Here is a 17,429-nt window from a genome sequence, read left to right as displayed (position 1 = left end):
GAAGGAGAACATCCATGGCACTGACCCAGGACGAGGTCCTCGCCGGACTCGCTGAGATCGTCAACGACGAGACGGGTATCGCAGTCGACAACGTGCAGCTCGACAAGTCGTTCAGCGACGACCTCGACATCGACTCGATTTCGATGATGACCATCATCGTGAACGCCGAAGAGAAGTTTGAGGTGACGATCCCCGATGAGGAGACGAAGAACCTCAAGACGGTTCAGGATGCAGTCACCTACATCGTGAACGCTCAGGCATAACGTTTGACATTCCACCGGCGCGACTGCTGAGCAGTCGCGCCGGTGCTGAAGTTTTGAGAGATGGATATGGCTACGAAGATTGTTGTTACCGGCATCGGCGCAACCTCACCCATCGGCGGCACCGCCCCGGAATCATGGGAGAACCTGCTCGCTGGAGAGTCGGGTGCCCGTGCGCTTCCGCAGGAATGGGCCGCAGATCTCCCCGTACGATTCGCCGCAACGGCGCGCGTTCCGAGCGCAGATGTGCTGGAACGCGTCGAGACAAAGCGACTCGACCCTTCCAGTCAGTTCGCACTGACGGCCGCGCGAGAAGCATGGGCTGACGCCGGCGCACCAGAGATCGAACCCGAACGATTCGGCGTCGACTGGGCGACTGGTATCGGTGGGGTGTGGACACTCCTCGACGCGTGGGACACCCTCCGTGAAAAAGGCGCTCGTCGCGTGCTCCCCATGACGGTCCCGATGCTGATGCCGAACGGACCGGCTGCGGCAATCGGAATGAGCCTCGGCGCTCGTGCCGGTATTCGCACTGTTGTCTCCGCGTGCGCATCGAGCACCGAATCAATCGCGAACGCGGTCGAGAACATCCGTCGCGGGTACGCGGACGTCGTTATCGCCGGTGGTTCGGAAGCGGCGATTCACCCACTTCCCATCGCGTCCTTTGCGGCGATGCAGGCGCTCTCGAAGCGCAACGACGACCCCGCTACGGCCTCTCGTCCCTACGACATCTCTCGCGATGGCTTCGTTCTCGGCGAGGGCGCGGCAGCGCTCGTGCTCGAAACTGAAGAGCACGCGAAGGCTCGCGGCGCGAAGATCTACGCCGAAGTACTCGGCGGTGCAGTGACTTCCGACGCGTACCACATCACTGCACCAGACCCCGAGGGTTCAGGAGCAGCACGCGCAATGATCACGGCGCTCTCGGAGGCCGGACATGCCCTCAGCGACGTGTCGCACATCAACGCGCACGCGACGAGCACCCCGGTTGGCGACATCGCCGAGTACACGGCCCTCCGCCGCACCTTCGGTGACGATCTCGATTCGATCGTCGTCTCCGCAACGAAAGCTTCGACCGGTCACCTGCTTGGTGGCGCCGGAGCACTCGAAGCATTGTTCACGGTGCTCGCGTTGCACCACCGTGTCGCTCCCCCGACAATCAACCTGTCCTCGCAGGATCCAGAGATTCCGCTCGACGTTCCGACCACGCCGCGCGAGCTGCCAGCGGAGACCGTTGCGATCAGCAATTCCTTCGGATTTGGCGGGCACAACGCGGTCGCGGCGTTCAAGTCTGCAAGCTAACTCCTCGGGCCGACACCGCGAGAGCGATGATTCGGCACGAAACGTTTCAAGGGCCCAGCTGTGTTCAGCTGGGCCCTCGGTTCTTATATCCGGTCTCGCGAGGCGAGGCTTCTACTCAGCCCGTCTTGTGCAGCCAAACCACTGCAGCATTGTCGCTCGCGTGACGGAAAGTCTCGAGTTCTTCGTCCCAGGCGCTTCCGAGAGCAACCGCGAGTTCACGGCGGAGTTCTCCGAGGTCGTCGCCGGCGATCTCGATCGCGTAGCGAACGCGATCCTCAGGGATCACCATATTTCCGATCGTGTCGGTCTGCGCGTAGAACGTTCCCAGCGATGGAGTGTGCATCCAGCGACCGCCGTCTCGGCCGAGGCCGGGGTCTTCAGTGACTTCGAAGCGGACATCGTCCCAACCTCGGAGGGCGCTCGCAATGTGCGCACCGGAACCGGGCTTTGCCTCCCAGTACAGCTCCGCACGTTGGGTGCCTGGAAGCGCCTCCTGCGGCTGCCACGTGACGGCACTGGCTGTTCCGAGGGCGCGACCAATAGCCCACTCCAAGTGTGGGCACACTGCCTGTTTTGCGGAGTGAATGTAGATCACGCCACGAGCAACTGTCGCCATGCGAGTCTCCTTCTGTTCGGTACGACTTCCCCATCGTTCGAACAAAGACTCGACTTCAGTATGCGTGAGAATCTCAGAAACAACAACCGTGTGATTCATATGACTGCGCAAGCGTCGAAGAAACCACCGGTAGGATTCTGGAGGCGTTCGCGCCACGGGGCGGTAGCTCAGCTGGTTAGAGCAGCGAACTCATAATTCGTCGGTCACGGGTTCAAGTCCCGTCCGCCCTACCGGGACGCCTGGCAAAGCAGCGTCGATTAGCAGCGCCGATTAGTGGGTCGAACCCTCGGTTTCTCCACTGTCTGCGAACGTGACCTCCGTGCTCGGATCCTCGACGTCTTCGCCGCGGTAGATCGCCTCGAACGTCGAGAGTGTCGTCGCGATGTCGTGCGGAGAAACCAAGGCAAGACTCCTGCGCTGCATCCGCTCGTACTCCGCGTCGCTCGATTCGAGTACTCGCTGCAGTTTGGTCGCGAGGTCGTCCACATCGCCCGGCGTGAACAGATATCCGTTTTCGTTGTCGTAGACCAGGTGCGGGAGCGCCATCGCATCTGCAGCAACAACGGGCAATCCAGAGGCCATCGCCTCCATGGTTGCGATGCTCTGCAGTTCGGCGGTCGATGGCATACCGAACACCTCGGAGCGCGTCAGGATCGCACGGAGCTCTTCATTGGTGACGTAGCCGGTCAGGTTGACGCGATCGCCGATACCGAGTTCCACTGCGAGCTTGCCGAGGGACTCGATAAGGTCGCCGGTCCCTACGATCTCGAGGCGTTTCGCCAGATCTTTCGGAAGCTTCGCAAACGCTCGAACGAGCACGTCGATGTTCTTCTCGCTCGTGACACGACCCACGAAGGTCACCGTTCCACGTTGCCGAGCATCACTGACTGTGTAATCGTCAGCGTTGATGCCGCAGGAGACGGCGTGCACGCGTTGAATACCGGTGCGCTGCTCGAGGAACCGGGCACTCCGCTTCGTCGGCGTCGTCACGACATCGCAGCGCTCGAAAATTCGGCCCGCGTCCCTCCAGAGCTGCGTCACCGTTCCCGATTGCAGGGGCGCAGGAATCAGCGAGTGGTCCATCAGGTTCTCGAACATGATGTGGTTGGTGCCGACCAGGCGAATACCGCGCTTGGCTGCTTCAAAAGAGAACGCGCGCCCGAGAATGATGTGCGATTGGAAGTGCACGACATCGGGTTGCAAGGCGTCGAGCAGGCTCGCAGCGTTATTGCGAGCGCGCCATGGCTCGGCGAAGCGCAGCCAATCGTGACCCGGGTAGCGGATCGATCGAAGACGGTGGACGGTAAACCGCGCCCCCTCGTGCTCCTCAACGTGCGTGCCTTGTTTTCCACGTCCGAGGGCGCTTGCAACGACGTGCACCTCATGACCGCGTTTCGTGAGACCAGCGGCGAGCGAAGTCGAGAACTTGGCACTCCCGTTGACATCGGGCGCAAAGGTGTCACATGCAATCAGAATTCGCATTGGGCGCGCTAGCGACTCATTCACGCGTCGTTCTCCTTCAGATCGTGATGCTCCGACAATTGTCGAAGCAGGTTCTACGCTTTCAGTTGTGGGTGGTGTTTCGCGATTTGGAACACTCCGAAGATCGCAAGAGCACCGGCGCCTGCGAACACGATGAGCGCCCAAGGCGGGGTCTGCGCTGCCTCGCCGAGCACGGTGACACCGATCAACACTGCAACAAGTGGATCGATGACGGTCAGGCCAGCAATCACCAGGTCAGGGGGACCCGAGGCGTAGGCCAGTTGCACGAAGTAACCACCGAGAAGCGCCGTCGCAATAAGAGCCACGATACACAGCACGGTCAACCACTCGAAATTCCCCGACGTTATGCGGTTCAGGACCACCTTCGCGAGCGTCACCACGAATCCATACAAACCGCCGGCTGCAGCCACGTAGAACACCGCATTCGCCCGAGTTCGGAAGAAGAACCATGCCACGGCGAGTCCAACGCCAGCCACGACCAACAGTGCGAGCACGGTCCCGAGCTGGTTATCGCGAATCGGTCGCTCGACGGCGTACATCGCGGCGACCGTGACGAAGACTCCGATACCGAACAGGCAGTACGCGATCGACTTCACGCTCGCCGAATCGAGTTTGATCTTTGCGACACGAGAGTTCACAACTGCGGTGATGACGAGCGCAACCGCACCAAGCGGCTGCACCACGATGAGCGGAGCGAAACTGAGCGAGGTGAGTTGGAACACCACCGCGAGGCCGAGCATGATCGTGCCGATCACCCAGGAGGGTCGGCGAAGCAGTTGCAAGAGATTTTTCAGGCCGAGGCTCGCGCCCGTCTTGACCGCGCTCCCCTGCACGCCATCGACCCCACGATGCTGGAACTGGGCTCCAAGAGAGAGAAACACTGCTCCGACAAGTGCGATCGGGATACCGAGCGCCTGGAGTGGAGTCAGCGAAATTTCGCTGATGTCTGGAAACCCTGCAAGAAGCACCTGATGAGCCTAACCCCGAGACTTGAGATTACCCTTGAGACATGACCGTTCTCCCCATCCTGATTTCTGGTGAACCTGTTCTCCACACCCCTGCGAAGCCAGTCGAACGATTCGATAGCGAGCTCCGCACGCTGGTCGCCGACATGATCGAGACCATGCATAAGGCACCGGGCGTCGGTCTCGCCGGACCTCAGGTCGGGAAGGATCTTCGACTGTTCGTCTACGAGTGGGATGACGAGCACGGAGTGAAGCACCAGGGTGTCGCAGTGAACCCGACGCTGTGGATTCAACCGACGACCATCGACGAGCTCGATGAAGATGAAGAAACCGAGGGGTGCCTTTCTCTGCCGGGACTCTCCGCGCCTTTGCGTCGCTCGACGCACGCGCGCCTGGAAGCGTTCGACGAGCACGGCAATGAGTTCACGGTCGAAGCTCAAGGTTGGCTGGCACGAATTTTCCAACACGAATACGACCACCTCGGAGGAATTCTCTACCGAGATCGCCTCATCGAAGCCGAGCGGAAAACCATCGACAAGGCGAGCAAGAAGGAGCGATGGGGTGTTCCTGGACTGTCTTGGCTTCCCGGTGACGACGAGTACGTCGCAGAATAGAAATGCCCGCCTCGACTGAGGCGGGCATTTTCGTGTTTTGATTCGCTTTGCGACACTTCAACCATCGTGAGATTCGGCGAGGGGCGAGGATGGCGCTCCGACCAAACCGCCGAAAGACTCCGGGCGCACAAAAAAGCCCGGCCTCCGTAGAGACCGGGCACTTGCTCCTCGAGATGGACTCGAACCATCAACCTGCCGATTAACAGTCGGCTGCTCTGCCAATTGAGCTATCGAGGATCGTCAATCTGGCAGCGTTCAGACTAGCACCGACTTTTGCTCCATCCAAAATCGGGCGCGAATCCCGCGCGATTCGTGTTGAGATCGGCGAGTCGTCCGCTCCGGCCAACCGCCGTTCGCCCGGCTCAGTTCTTCCCGGACACTCAGGGAACGCTCGGCTGCCGTCGATATTGTGCAAAGAGAACAAGGGAGAATGTATGTCGAACACGGGAAACGGCGAATATCCACCTTCGAACCAGAACGGTGGCCAGAACGATTACGGAGAGAATCCGCAATCGTGGCAGAACACTCCGCCAGTCCAGCCTGGTAACCAGACCCCGTCGGCTCAATACCCACCGGCTCAGCCACCGCACGATGGGAACCACCAGCCGACAGCGCAAACCCCGTACTCGCAGCAACCCTCACCTGATCAGCAGCCAACGGTCGCATTCAACCAGCCGGGCCAGCAGGGTGGCGCAAACCCCTACGGCGCCACGAGTCAATATGGTGCGCAGCACCCGGGCGGGCCGCAAGCACCCGGCGGAAATCAGAACCCGTATGGCGCCCCCGGACAGTTCAACGGCGCTCCCCCATACGGGAACGGCCCCGGACAGGGGTTCGGTCCCGATGCAGGCGGACCGAAGAAGCGACTCTCGACCGGCGCACTCATTGGAATCATCGCCGCAGGGCTCGTCGTGGTCCTCGCCCTCGTCTTCGGCGGAATTGCGATCGTCAACGGCCTGAGCGGCGGAAACGAGACCGTCGTCGCCGAAACCGAAACCCCTGCACCGAGCACTCCAGCGCCGAGCGAATCCGAAACGACTTCGCCAGAGCCTTCCGAGGACGTCGAATCGACACCTTCGGCATCGGCGGAACCCTCGAACTCCCCGAGCGCGGATGGCGACACCGCGACCACCCCGGGCGCATTCGTCGATTTCAACGTCTCTCTCGGTGGCACCCAGCCTGGGTTCTCGAGCGAAGCGCACACCGGTTCCGACTTCGAACTCGGCCCGGACAACGACTTCCCCGTCGGTCCAGAGATTCACCTGATCGATCCGAACAGCACCTGCTACATCCGCGGATACCAGGGTGTCGACCCGACGCTCAACAAGGGCGATGATCTCGAGAGTTCCGTCGAACTGATGAAGGTTCTCTCGGGCGTGACCTCGGGTGAATTCACCACGACCGAAGAAACGCTCGCCAGCGGTTCCGGTGGCGAGGTCGCATTCCTGCTCGCCGAATTCACTTCGGGTGACGCGACGTACACGGCCTACACGCGCTACTTCACCGAGGGCGAGTACTGGATGTATCTCTCCGCCGAATGCCCGGATGCTGACAATGACGCTACGGTCAAGCTCGCCGAGTGGAAAGACTTGTTCAGCGTGCACTTCCTGAACGTCTAGAACGCATCAGAAACGCGAAGAGCGCCGGAACACACCACACGGTGAGTTCCGGCGCTCTTTACATGCTCCTGCGGGAGGCCAACGCAGTGACGAGGCGAGGAGTCGGCTCAGGCGGAGTTCGTGTCGCCGTACAGCGTCGACTCTGCCTCGTTGAGCGCACGCATTGCGGGAGATGAACGATCGCCCGCGATCTCGTCCGGTGTCCCCGCAGCGATCACTTGTCCACGATCAAGGACGAGGAGTTTGCTCGTCACGATTCTGGCCTCTGCAATTGACCCGACGCCGAGAATTCCTCCGACTCGACCGTCTGCGGTGAGCGCTGCCAGACTTCGGAGCAAGCTTGCCCGCACGGAACTATCGATCCCCGCACCTGGCTTGTCGGCGATCACGAACTGCGGCTCGACGACGAGCGCTTTCGCAAGCGCGACGCGCTGGCGCTGACCGCTCGAGAGACGGAACACCCGCTGTTCGAGCAAGCCGATCGGAAGATGCACGAGATCGAGCAGGAGCGCTGCGTGCTGCTGCGCCTGCGCAAGGTCGAAATTCTTGTCAATAGCGAAGAGTTCTTCGGTGATCACTGCGAACACCGTTTCAGAGGCCGGGAGCGCTGCAGCATCACCCTCGAGAAGTGCCCCGATCTGCACACCGAGTTTCCGCTTCTTCCTGAGCGAGGCTTTTCGAAGCGAGACACCGAGCAGTCGAGCGTCACCCCCAGTGATCTTCGCAGCGGTCTGATGGCCAAAGGTGCCGTCAGCGAGGATTGAGAGCAGCGTGGATGTTCCAGAACCAGCGGTTCCGAGCACTGCAATGAACTCCCCCGGCTCCACTCGAAACGTGACCCCCTGCACGATCGCACGACGGCTCACCGAGACGGTGAGATCGTCGACGACGAGGAGTGGTTCGGTGGGTTCGACTGCAGTCATTCGGGCCGCAACTTTCTTCTTTGCATTTCGAGGTCGATGAGCTGTTCGTTGATTGCACGTGATCTGGCTGGGTCGCTGAGTCCGAGTCGCTGCAGAGAACCGAGCAAGGCCGCTCGCTCCCGCAGAATGTCTCGCTCGATAATCGCGTGCACGATGCCGCGCGCATATCGCGTGACCACTGCTTCTGTATCGCCCGGGATCGGCATCATCGTCAGTTCTCGAACGACCGGAGCGAACGGCTGCGGGACGGCCTCAGCGACAGTCTCGGAGAAGTCCTGGCTTTCGGCATGCTCCGCGCTACTGAGAACAGCGTCGCGAATGGTTTCGAGCATCGCGTTGGTGAAGTGCGCCCGAGCGCCGCGCTCGATCAGGGATCGGCCGAGCGGCTTCGAGAACTGGAGCATTGCTGCGAGAGCATCTCGTTCGAGTTTCGTCGTCGGGTCGCCAGGGAGCGTGCGGAGCGAGGCTTTCGGTTCCGGAGCATCGTTCTGCTCGGGCTGGTCGTTACCGAAGTCGCGGCGAGCCGACTGGTCAGCCTGCGGACGCGTCGCGCCCCGCACCATCGATCGAACCTCTGTCGGCTCCATCCCGAGCCAACCGGCAAGATTCCTGACGTAACCATCAGCAAGCGCCCGGTCGCGAATTCCAGCAAGGATTGGCGCTGTTGCCCGTGCTGCGCCCACACGTCCCTCGACGGTTTCGAGGTCGAAGTTGCCGAGCACACGGTGGATCATGAACTCGAACAGCGGTCGACGGCTCTGGATCAGCCGTTGGAGAGCGGCGTCCCCCCGAGCCACTCGGAGGTCGCACGGATCGAGTCCCTGCTCCGGAACTGCGACGAAGGTTTGCGCGGCGAAACGCTGCTCTTCGGCAAAAGCACGACTGGCGGCCTTTTGGCCCGCCTCGTCAGGGTCGAAGGTGAAGATGACCTCGCCGAGCTGGCGAGTATCGGTCGTCGAGACGTCGCCGAGCACGCGACGCAGCACCTTGATGTGATCGACACCGAAGGCAGTTCCGCACGTCGCGACCGCGGTCGTGATCCCCGCGAGATGGCACGCCATGACGTCCGTGTAACCCTCGACGATGACGGCCTGGCGGCCCTTCGAGATGTCGCGCTTCGCTAAATCGAGCCCATAGAGCACCTGCGACTTGTGGAAGACGGGGGTCTCCGGCGTATTGAGGTACTTCGGGCCCTGGTCGTCATCGAAGAGCTTGCGAGCTCCGAACCCGACAACCTGCCCGGTGACATCGCGAATCGGCCACATGAGTCGACCGCGGAAACGGTCGTATGGCCCACGGTTTCCCTCGCTCAGCAGCCCAGCGGACAGCGCGAGTTCGTCGGAGACTCCACGACTCCGCAGATGCTTATGCAGTGCGTCGAAGGATTTCGGCGCGAAGCCGACACCGAAACGCTCCGCCGCTGCGGGGTCGAAGCCACGTTCCCCGAGAAAGCGCCGGCCCGGTTCTGCTTCAGGTTGCCCCAGTTGCTCACGGAAGAACGCAGCAGCCATCGCATTTGCTTCGAGGATCCTCAGGCGGCTCGAGGAGTCCTTCGCCGGCTGACCGTCTTCGTATTGCAGCGGGTAGCCGATACCGGCGGCAAGCCGCTCGACGGATTCCTGGAACGTCGTGTGGTCCATCGCCATGACGAAGGCGAACACGTCGCCGTCTTCGCCACATCCGAAGCAGTGGTAGCGACCGACCGCTGGTCGTACGTGGAACGAGGGACTGCGTTCATCGTGGAACGGGCAGAGCCCCTTGAGGCTACCGACGCCGGCGGTCTTCAACGTCACGTAATCGCCGACCACGTCAGCGATGTTGATGCGGGATCGCACCTCGTCGATGTCGGTGCGGCGAATGAGTGCCATTGCTACCCCACGAGCTCTCGGTGCTTGTTGAGCGCGCTCAAGTCGGTAAGGCTTGCGAGCTGATCGACGACCACACGGCGCCGTGCAGCATCGGTAGTCGCCACGCGCCAGTCCTCTTGGAACGCGACGTCGAGCTGAGTCTCGCCATGTTCGAGCAGGGCGTCGGCCAAGCTGATCAGCACGAGCCGTTGCTCGGCGTAGAGCGGCTGGCGCTGCTCCATCTCCATAACGTACGCGGCGACGATGCCCTTCAACGCGGCAATCTCGCAACGAACGCTCGATGGCACTTCCACGGTCGCAGCGAACCGAGCGAGCGACCCTGGGCCGTGCACCTCGCGCGTCAAGCGAGCACTCGCCACGGCGAAACGTCCGATGAGCTTCGAGGTGAGGTTTTTCAGGCGCGCCTGGTCGTGTCGTTCGCCCGTCCAGGAACTCGGCCAATCGGAGAGCGCAGCAAGACGTTCGCAGGCCGCTGCGAGTTCGTCACGCGTATATTCGCCGCCCACCCAGGACTGCATGCGATCGAGTAGGGAATCCTCGCCGATTTGCTGCGTCATCTCCTGGGGATCGATGAACCCACCGACGATCGCGTCTTCGAAGTCGTGCACCGAGTAGGCGATATCGTCCGCCAGGTCCATGACTTCCGCCTCGATGCATCGTCGCAAAGGCGGAGCATCCTGGCGGATCCACTCGAATGCATCGACGTCTTCGGCGTAGAAGCCGAACTTCACGCGGCCGCTCGGATCGAGTACCTCGCGGGTGTCCGGCCACGGGTACTTGCATGCTGCATCGAGGCTCGCTCGCGTCAAGTTCAGCCCGTAGGAACGCTCGACCATGATTTTGGGTTCAAGCCGCGTCAACACTCGGAGTGTCTGCGCGTTCCCTTCGAAACCACCGATCCCGGCAGCCCAAATATTGAGCGCGGTTTCACCGTTGTGCCCGAAGGGCGGGTGCCCGATGTCGTGAGCGAGGCAGGCGGTGTCGACAATGTCCGGTTCGAGTCCGAGCGAGAACGCGAGCTCGCGCCCGACCTGTGCCACTTCGAGCGAGTGCGTCAATCGGTTCCGCGCGAAGTCGAGGCCTGCGGTCGGAGAGAGCACCTGCGTCTTCTGCGCGAGTCGCCGCAGCGAACTGGAGTGCAAGAGGCGGGCACGATCCCGCGCGAACGCGCCGCGGCTCGTGGTGTGCTGCTCGCCCTCGAACCATCTCGCACTCGCGTGTGCACCGTACGCCGACTCAACCACCACTGGTGTCCAGTTCTGCCTCCTGCAAGGAGCGACGGTGTTCTGGCGAGAGTTCCTGTGAATCGAGCCAGCCGTCGGGCAAGGCCGGCTTTTTCGGACTCCCGGCGCGCCCGCGCGGACCTTCGACATCGGCGCCAGGATACGGCGCGTCGAGATCGAGCGCCGAAATCAGATCTTCGAGGTGCGCGATGGACTCGACCGCAGCCAATTCGCGACGAGCCTCGCCCCCGACCGGGTACCCCTTGAAGTACCAAGCGACGTGCTTTCGAATATCGCGACATCCGCGCAGTTCGTCGTCGAAGAACTCGACGAGCAACTCTGCATGACGGTGAAAAGCGGTCGCAACCTCGCGAAGCCCCGGACGGTGACGAACGTCGCTTCCGGTGAACGCGGCCGCAAGGTCGCCGAACAACCACGGCCGCCCGAGGCAGCCACGACCCACGACGACGCCATCGCAGTTGGTTTCTTGCATCATGCGGAGCGCGTCCTCCGCGCTCCAGATATCGCCGTTGCCGAGCACCGGAATGTCAGTGATGGTCTGCTTCAGCTGCGCAATCGCTTCCCAGCGCGCTTCGCCCGAGTAGTGCTGACTCGCGGTACGTGCATGCAGTGCCACCGCCGCCACACCGGCATCCTCTGCTGCTCTTCCTGCGTCGAGGTAGGTGATGTGGTCGTCGTCGATGCCCATTCGCATCTTGACGGTGACGGGCAGCGCTCCGGCCGATGCGACCGCGCTCTCCACGATCCGGGAGAACAGCGAATGCTTCCAGGGCAACGCGGCTCCACCGCCCTTTTTCGTCACCTTTGGAACCGGGCAACCGAAATTCAAGTCGATGTGATCGGCCAGTCCCTCGCCTGCGACGATCGCGGCTGCTTCTCCAACGGTCTTCGGATCCACACCGTAGAGCTGCACGGAACGAGGCGTCTCGCTCTCGTGGTGCGAAATGAGCCGCTTCGTCGCCTCGTTTCCTTCGACCAGAGCGCGAGAGGTGATCATTTCGCACACGTAGAGACCTGCGCCGTATTCGCGACAGAGACGACGGAAGGCGGTGTTCGTGATTCCTGCCATCGGTGCGAGCACCACGGGCACGTCGAGGCGCAACGGGCCGATCGAGAGCCCCGGTGACGAGAGCGAAGCGGTTGCACTCATAGGTTCTCTATTCTCTCAAGAAATACTGCACAACTCACGGTGCGGCGCTCTGGTGAGTGCACACCAGAACGCCGCACGTGAAAACTCAGGCCTCGAACGCTCACGCACCCGCGAGCGGGACCGCCAGGTGAGCGACGAGCTCGGCGATCGGAACTCGGGTCTGCTCCATCGAGTCCCGCTCACGAACCGTGACCGCATTGTCCTCGAGGGAATCGAAATCGACCGTGACACAGAACGGTGTTCCGACCTCGTCTTGACGACGGTACCGGCGACCGATCGCGCCGGCGTCGTCGAAGTCGACGTCCCAGATCGAACGAAGCGACTGCGCGACCTCTTTCGCCAGGGGCGACAACTGCTCGTTGCGCGACAGCGGCAAGACAGCCACCTTCACCGGTGCAAGGCGCGCGTCGAGACGCAAGACCGTGCGAGTGTCCGTGCCACCCTTCGAGTTCGGAACTTCTTCCTCGTCGAACGCTTCGAGCAGGAACGCCATGAGTGATCGGGTGAGACCGAACGAGGGCTCGATGACGTATGGCGTGTAGCGCTCGTTGTTGGGCTGATCGAAGTATGAGAGTTCTTTCCCAGATGACTTCGAGTGCGTCGCGAGGTCGTAGTCGGTGCGGTTCGCGACACCCATGAGCTCGCCCCACTCGCTGCCCTGGAATCCGAAACGGTATTCGAGGTCGATGGTGCGATCGCTGTAGTGCGCGCGATCACCATCTGGAACATCGAACTGTCGAATGTTGTCAGCACTGAGGCCGAGATCGACAAACCAGCTCAAGCATGCCTCGACCCAGCGATCGAACCACTCTGGAGCGGTTGACGGAGGAACGAAGAACTCGATCTCCATCTGCTCGAACTCGCGCGTGCGGAAGATGAAGTTTCCCGGCGTGATCTCGTTGCGGAACGACTTTCCAATTTGAGCGATTCCGAACGGCGGCTTCTTCCGCGCGACCGTCACGACATTGTTGAAGTTCGTAAAAATACCCTGCGCGGTTTCCGGGCGAAGGTAGTGGAGTCCCTCTTTGTCATCGACCGGGCCGAGGTAGGTCTTCATGAGTCCCGAGAACTGACGGGGTTCGGTCCACGAACCTTCTTGACCGGTCTCAGGGTCGCGGATGTCTGCGAGCCCATTTGCAGGCGGGTGCCCGTGCTTTGCCTCGTACGCTTCGATCAGGTGGTCGGCGCGGTACCGCTTGTGCGTGTGCAGCGACTCGACGAGCGGGTCGCTGAACGTCTCGACGTGACCCGAAGCCTCCCAGACCTGACGCGGCAGGATAATTGCGGAATCGAGTCCCACCATGTCTTCTCGACCCTGGACGAACGTTTTCCACCACTGACGCTTGATGTTCTCCTTCAGCGCGACACCGAGGGGGCCGTAGTCCCAAGCAGATCGCGACCCTCCATAGATCTCACCGGATTGGAAGACAAAACCGCGTCGCTTCGCCAGGTTGATGACGGCGTCGAGTCGAGTAGAGGGTGCCACGTGTGCTCCTTAGGGTTCCTGAGCCGAACTGGGTGTTCGGGAGGTGCAGAATCAAGGATCAACACTACCGCTCCCGCCGAATTCATACGCCCCGTCCGCGGACACGCGCGTCGCCGGAGCACCAGCGAACAGATAGACTGCACACACTTCTATGTGTCCCGTTGTTTGAGGGAGTGGTATGCCATCACAGGCCCAGCTCGCTGAGTTGTATGGCGCTTGGGCGCCTCGCTGGCCAAGCGACGCCGCCGATCTTCTCGACGGATGGTCTGGGCGATGGTGGGTTGCCGGTGGGTTCGCGCTCGATGCAGCTGCTGGAATCACGCGGCCGCATTCCGATCTCGACATCGTGATCCCTCGAACAGAACTGAGCCTCTTGCGCGGCTGGCTTGGGCGTCAGTACCAGGTGTGGTGTGCGTTCCAAGGCGCGATCAAACCGCTTCGACCGCAAGATCAAGACATCCTGCCGATTGGCACGAACCAGGTTTGGCTTCGTAAGAGCGCGTACGGCCTCTGGGAATACGACGTGCAGCTCGACCCGAGCGATCACGAGACGTGGCGATACCGGAAAGATCCAGCGAACAGCCGGCCGCTCGCCGATGCGCTGTTCGAGAAGAACGGGATTCGCTACTTGAAGCCGGAGATCGTCCTCGCCTACTCTTCAGCGCGTCCTCGCCTCACCAAGCCCCTCGAGGTCGGACTCCCCTTGCTCGACGACGAGGCAAAGGCGTGGCTCGTCGAAACGCTCCCTGCCGATCACGCGTGGCAGGAAAGAATCGCCAAGCAGTGAGTGTGCAGTCCAAAGTTGTTCGCACTTCCGAAGGCCTCGTGCGCGGAGTAGCGAGCAAGACAGGACTCGTATGGCGCGGAATTCCCTTCGCGAAAGCACCCGTCGGCGAACTCCGTTTTCGAGCACCGCAGCGCCCTGACTCCTGGCAGGGTGTTCGCGCCAGCACACGATTTGGTTCGGTGAGTGTGCAGCGTCCATCGATCACCCTCGGTGGCGTCCCTCGCAGTTCTGTCCAGTCGGAAGACTGCCTCAGTATGAATATCTGGACCCCACCGGAAGCAGAACAGCTCCCGGTGATGGTGTGGATTCACGGTGGCGCGTACACGCAAGGCGCTGGTTCGCTCCCGGAGTACGACGGTGAACTCCTCGCGGCAGAGGGCGTCGTGCTCGTCACCTTCAATTACCGACTCGGAGCGCTCGGCAACTTCGACTTCTCTACGCTCACCAACGAACACCACACCTTCGAGAGCAATCTCGCGCTTCGCGACCAGATCGCAGCACTCGAATGGGTCCAGGAGAACATCGCCGGATTCGGTGGCGACCCCGACAATGTGACCGTCTTCGGCGAGTCCGCAGGAGGAAACTCCGTGACGACCCTGCTGGCAATACCGCGTTCACAGGGACTGTTCCACGCTGCAATCGCCCAGAGTTCCCATGCGGCAAGTGCCCACGGCGCGCAGCAGCGAGCGACGATGATCAACAAATTCGCTCGCGCGGTCAAGCTGCACCGCGATGATCTTCCCGCCTGGCTGATGTCAGCGCCCGCCACCGCAATCATTGAAGCCGGTCTCGAGGTGCAAGGCAGCGTCGTGCGAGCGTCCCCCGGTGTCCTCGCGATGTGCCCGACGATCGACGGCGACCTCATCACGGAACCACCGCTCACGACCCTCACGGAGGGACGCGGCCATGCCGTGCCGATCATCATCGGATCGACGCGGGATGAGGCCAACCTTTTCTTTGCGCTCCGAGAGCCGATCATGCCGGCGACTCACGATTCACTCCTCCAAATGCTCGAGGACATCAAGCAACGCGGTATCGACGAAATCATGGAGCACTATCTGCAGTACGGGGGCTTCGCCTGGGCTCGACTCGCAACCGACGCGGTGTTTCGCATGCCGTCGCTGGCCATCGCCGAGGGGCATGCACAGCACGGCGCATGGGTGTATCGGTTCTCTGCCGCATCCCCGTTGCTCTCAGCCTCGAAGATCGGTGCGACTCATGGCGCCGACGTGCCGTTCGTCTTCGGCACCCTCGACTCCCCCGGCGGCCGCCTGGCGACGACGAGTATGCTGAGGTCGGTTCGTGAAGGCGTCTCTGCCACGATGCGGAAGCTCTGGACCACGTTCGCAAGAGAACACTCGGTCGTCGATGCAGGGTGGCCCGAGTTCTCAGCGGATCACCGTCTGACGCTCGACATTACGGAGACCCTTGAGGTGCATGACGACCCAGATCGCTCCGACCGAGAAATCTGGGACGGCCTCGGCGTCTTTGATTAGCGCTGCGGCACTCCAGCCTCGTCATCGAGATCATCCGAGGATGTCTCGTTCGGGGTATCGATTGCCGCGCCGAAGCGTCGTGAACGTCGAGTGAACACGTTGATGGCTTCCCACAGATTCCTTCGAGAAAAATCAGGCCAGAGTGTGTCTTGAAACACCATCTCCGCGTAGGCGCCCTGCCAGGTCAAGAAGTTCGAGATCCGCTGCTCACCACTCGAACGAATGTAGAGATCGACATCTGGAACATCGGGCAAATACATTCGGGACGAAATCAAACGCTCGGTGATTCCCGAGGGCTTGATACGGCCTGCCTCGACATCGTTCGCGATGCTGCGCACTGCATCGACGATCTCTAACCGACCACCGTAATTGATGCACATGGTCAAGGTGAGCGCGTCGTTCTTCGCGGTGAGTTCCTCGGCGAACTGGAGCTCGGAGATCACCGATCGCCACAGTCTCGGTGTCCGTCCCGCCCACCGAATCCGGACCCCCCAATCGTTGAGTTGATCCCGTCTGCGATGCAAGACCTTTCGGTTGTACCCCATCAGAAAACGCACCTCTTCCGGAGACCGCTTCCAGTTCTCGGTCGAGAACGCGTACACGGAGAGGTGCTTCACACCAGCTTGCAAGGCACCTGCGACGACATCGAGAAGGACTTCCTCGCCGGCTTTGTGCCCCTCGATCCGGTTGAGACCGCGGGCATTCGCCCAGCGTCCGTTGCCGTCCATGATGATCGCAACATGTTCGGGCACGGCGCCCGCCGGATATTCGGGAGGGTACTCGTTCGTCCAGTCGACATCGCGGAAATCGATCGCGTCCGGGTGCGTTTTCTTCACCCCACGGCTCTTGATGAATCTCACTCGCGGTTTCCTTCCTGACGATCCTGATGCGCGAGGCTCTGCAGCCCTCGTTCAAGATGCCACTGCGTGTATGAAGCGATGACGCCGCTCGCTCGTGCCTTCGTGGTGGGGTCCGAGGCGTCAGCGTGCGCCCAATCTCCGCTCAAGAGCGCGCCGAGGAGCGCGATGGTCATCGTGTCGAGGCGCATCGCACCCTGCGGGGCGACTTCATCTGCGACAACGCCGCCGAGCTGTGGGACGAACGCCGCGTGTGGGCCCGGCGCGCCAGTCACCGCGCAGTCCTCGAAGCTTGGAGCCCATCCAGCAATCGAGAGCGCTCGAAGGAGGTAGGAGTCAAGCGTCAAGGAGGCGGAATGTTCTGCCCTCGACAGTGATCGCAGCCCGCCGACGAGTAAGAGGTATTGCTGCAATTGCGGTTCGGAGTCGGTGAGCCGGTCCGCCGTCTCTACCATCGCGGCCGCGGCGGCGTACCGGGAGTAGTCGCTCACGATCTGCGCTCCGTAGGTCGCGAGACTGACCGCTTGGGTGACGATATCGAGCGAACGACCAACCGCGAGCTGTAAATCCGCAACCATGAACGGCTCAAGGCGTGCGCCGAACCGGCTGGAGGTTCGACGCACGCCTTTCGCGACCGCTCTGACTTTGCCGTGCTCGCGCGTCAACAAGGTCAGAATCCGATCGGCTTCTCCGAGCGACTGAGTTCGAAGCACAACTGCTTCATCGCGATACACCGGCATGG

Annotated in this window: 16 protein-coding genes and 2 tRNA genes; 7 read left to right on the top strand and 11 right to left on the bottom strand. The window is 61.7% G+C overall.

Annotation, left to right across the window (positions count from 1 at the left end):
• Positions 1 to 14: 14 nt before the first annotated feature.
• Together U2H20_RS01995 and fabF are read left to right on the top strand one after the other, a co-directional pair.
• Positions 15 to 263 carry an acyl carrier protein gene (locus U2H20_RS01995; RefSeq protein ID WP_430592845.1) on the top strand — a complete coding sequence of 83 codons (249 nt, stop codon included), beginning with the start codon at positions 15 to 17 and terminating at the stop codon, positions 261 to 263.
• A gap of 66 nt (positions 264 to 329) precedes the next feature.
• The gene (gene fabF, locus U2H20_RS01990; RefSeq protein WP_430592844.1) at positions 330 to 1,559 is read left to right on the top strand and encodes a beta-ketoacyl-ACP synthase II; all 1,230 of its coding nucleotides are present in this window, start codon (positions 330 to 332) and stop codon (positions 1,557 to 1,559) included.
• Positions 1,560 to 1,674: 115 nt separating this feature from the next.
• Here fabF and U2H20_RS01985 read toward each other — a convergent pair whose 3' ends face one another.
• Positions 1,675 to 2,175: a DUF3145 domain-containing protein gene (locus tag U2H20_RS01985; protein ID WP_430592843.1), complete on the bottom strand. Its 501-nt coding sequence runs from the start codon at positions 2,173 to 2,175 to the stop codon at positions 1,675 to 1,677.
• Positions 2,176 to 2,331: 156 nt separating this feature from the next.
• On the opposite strand from U2H20_RS01985, the gene U2H20_RS01980 reads away from it, so the two are divergent.
• Positions 2,332 to 2,405 (top strand) — tRNA-Ile (locus U2H20_RS01980).
• Positions 2,406 to 2,445: 40 nt separating this feature from the next.
• Here U2H20_RS01980 and U2H20_RS01975 read toward each other — a convergent pair.
• Positions 2,446 to 3,681: a glycosyltransferase gene (locus tag U2H20_RS01975; protein ID WP_430592842.1), complete on the bottom strand. Its 1,236-nt coding sequence runs from the start codon at positions 3,679 to 3,681 to the stop codon at positions 2,446 to 2,448.
• Positions 3,682 to 3,731: 50 nt separating this feature from the next.
• Entirely contained in the window at positions 3,732 to 4,646 is a 915-nt protein-coding gene (locus U2H20_RS01970; protein ID WP_430592841.1) for a DMT family transporter, read from the bottom strand.
• 41 nt (positions 4,647 to 4,687) lie between these two features.
• Here U2H20_RS01970 and def point away from each other — a divergent pair, with 41 nt between their 5' ends.
• Positions 4,688 to 5,257: a peptide deformylase gene (def, locus tag U2H20_RS01965; protein ID WP_430592840.1), complete on the top strand. Its 570-nt coding sequence runs from the start codon at positions 4,688 to 4,690 to the stop codon at positions 5,255 to 5,257.
• Between the two features lie 164 nt (positions 5,258 to 5,421).
• Here def and U2H20_RS01960 read toward each other — a convergent pair.
• Positions 5,422 to 5,494 (bottom strand) — tRNA-Asn (locus U2H20_RS01960).
• A gap of 197 nt (positions 5,495 to 5,691) precedes the next feature.
• On the opposite strand from U2H20_RS01960, the gene U2H20_RS01955 reads away from it, so the two are divergent.
• Positions 5,692 to 6,876: a hypothetical protein gene (locus U2H20_RS01955; RefSeq protein ID WP_430592839.1), complete on the top strand. Its 1,185-nt coding sequence runs from the start codon at positions 5,692 to 5,694 to the stop codon at positions 6,874 to 6,876.
• A gap of 107 nt (positions 6,877 to 6,983) precedes the next feature.
• Here the strand turns inward: U2H20_RS01955 and U2H20_RS01950 are convergent, their stop codons facing one another.
• The 5 genes from U2H20_RS01950 to U2H20_RS01930 all read right to left on the bottom strand — a co-directional run bounded on the left by U2H20_RS01950 (position 6,984) and on the right by U2H20_RS01930 (position 13,547).
• Positions 6,984 to 7,799, bottom strand: coding sequence for an ATP-binding cassette domain-containing protein (locus tag U2H20_RS01950; RefSeq protein WP_430592838.1), 816 nt, complete (start codon positions 7,797 to 7,799; stop codon positions 6,984 to 6,986).
• Entirely contained in the window at positions 7,796 to 9,667 is a 1,872-nt protein-coding gene (dnaG, locus tag U2H20_RS01945) for a DNA primase (RefSeq protein ID WP_430592837.1), read from the bottom strand. The genes U2H20_RS01950 and dnaG overlap by 4 nt, the downstream gene beginning before the upstream one ends.
• A 2-nt stretch (positions 9,668 to 9,669) precedes the next feature.
• Positions 9,670 to 10,914, bottom strand: coding sequence for a deoxyguanosinetriphosphate triphosphohydrolase (locus U2H20_RS01940; protein ID WP_430592836.1), 1,245 nt, complete (start codon positions 10,912 to 10,914; stop codon positions 9,670 to 9,672).
• Complete coding sequence (gene dusB, locus U2H20_RS01935; RefSeq protein ID WP_430592835.1) at positions 10,904 to 12,061, bottom strand: tRNA dihydrouridine synthase DusB; 1,158 nt, start codon at positions 12,059 to 12,061, stop codon at positions 10,904 to 10,906. Before dusB ends, U2H20_RS01940 begins: the two co-directional genes overlap by 11 nt.
• A 100-nt stretch (positions 12,062 to 12,161) precedes the next feature.
• On the bottom strand, positions 12,162 to 13,547 hold the full coding sequence (locus tag U2H20_RS01930) for a glycine--tRNA ligase (RefSeq protein ID WP_430592834.1): 1,386 nt from the start codon (positions 13,545 to 13,547) through the stop codon (positions 12,162 to 12,164).
• Positions 13,548 to 13,725: 178 nt separating this feature from the next.
• Between U2H20_RS01930 and U2H20_RS01925 the strand changes: the two genes are divergently transcribed.
• Positions 13,726 to 14,334: a nucleotidyltransferase domain-containing protein gene (locus U2H20_RS01925; protein WP_430592833.1), complete on the top strand. Its 609-nt coding sequence runs from the start codon at positions 13,726 to 13,728 to the stop codon at positions 14,332 to 14,334.
• Positions 14,274 to 15,830 (top strand): carboxylesterase/lipase family protein, encoded by a 1,557-nt coding sequence (locus tag U2H20_RS01920; RefSeq protein WP_430592832.1) that lies wholly within the window; start codon positions 14,274 to 14,276, stop codon positions 15,828 to 15,830. The genes U2H20_RS01925 and U2H20_RS01920 overlap by 61 nt, the downstream gene beginning before the upstream one ends.
• Here the strand turns inward: U2H20_RS01920 and U2H20_RS01915 are convergent.
• Complete coding sequence (locus tag U2H20_RS01915) at positions 15,827 to 16,690, bottom strand: isoprenyl transferase (protein ID WP_430592831.1); 864 nt, start codon at positions 16,688 to 16,690, stop codon at positions 15,827 to 15,829. The two genes, U2H20_RS01920 and U2H20_RS01915, sit on opposite strands and share 4 nt — an antisense overlap.
• Positions 16,687 to 17,427, bottom strand: coding sequence for a DNA repair protein RecO (recO, locus tag U2H20_RS01910; protein ID WP_430592830.1), 741 nt, complete (start codon positions 17,425 to 17,427; stop codon positions 16,687 to 16,689). The genes U2H20_RS01915 and recO overlap by 4 nt, the downstream gene beginning before the upstream one ends.
• Between the last annotated feature and the right edge of the window lie 2 nt (positions 17,428 to 17,429).

The sequence above is a fragment of the Humidisolicoccus flavus genome, from assembly GCF_045689595.1.
Taxonomy (GTDB): domain Bacteria; phylum Actinomycetota; class Actinomycetes; order Actinomycetales; family Microbacteriaceae; genus Humidisolicoccus; species Humidisolicoccus flavus.
This window is presented reverse-complemented; position numbering and strand designations above follow the sequence as displayed.

Bases quoted from the DNA above. Each gene is read 5' to 3' on its own strand.
- U2H20_RS01995 (WP_430592845.1), top strand. From the start codon at position 15: ATGGCACTGACCCAGGACGAGGTCCTCGCCGGACTCGCTGAGATCGTC.
- fabF (WP_430592844.1), top strand. From the start codon at position 330: ATGGCTACGAAGATTGTTGTTACCGGCATCGGCGCAACCTCACCCATC.
- U2H20_RS01985 (WP_430592843.1), bottom strand. From the start codon at position 2,175: ATGGCGACAGTTGCTCGTGGCGTGATCTACATTCACTCCGCAAAACAG.
- def (WP_430592840.1), top strand. From the start codon at position 4,688: ATGACCGTTCTCCCCATCCTGATTTCTGGTGAACCTGTTCTCCACACC.
- U2H20_RS01955 (WP_430592839.1), top strand. From the start codon at position 5,692: ATGTCGAACACGGGAAACGGCGAATATCCACCTTCGAACCAGAACGGT.
- U2H20_RS01950 (WP_430592838.1), bottom strand. From the start codon at position 7,799: ATGACTGCAGTCGAACCCACCGAACCACTCCTCGTCGTCGACGATCTC.
- dnaG (WP_430592837.1), bottom strand. From the start codon at position 9,667: ATGGCACTCATTCGCCGCACCGACATCGACGAGGTGCGATCCCGCATC.
- dusB (WP_430592835.1), bottom strand. From the start codon at position 12,061: ATGAGTGCAACCGCTTCGCTCTCGTCACCGGGGCTCTCGATCGGCCCG.
- U2H20_RS01925 (WP_430592833.1), top strand. From the start codon at position 13,726: ATGCCATCACAGGCCCAGCTCGCTGAGTTGTATGGCGCTTGGGCGCCT.
- recO (WP_430592830.1), bottom strand. From the start codon at position 17,427: ATGCCGGTGTATCGCGATGAAGCAGTTGTGCTTCGAACTCAGTCGCTC.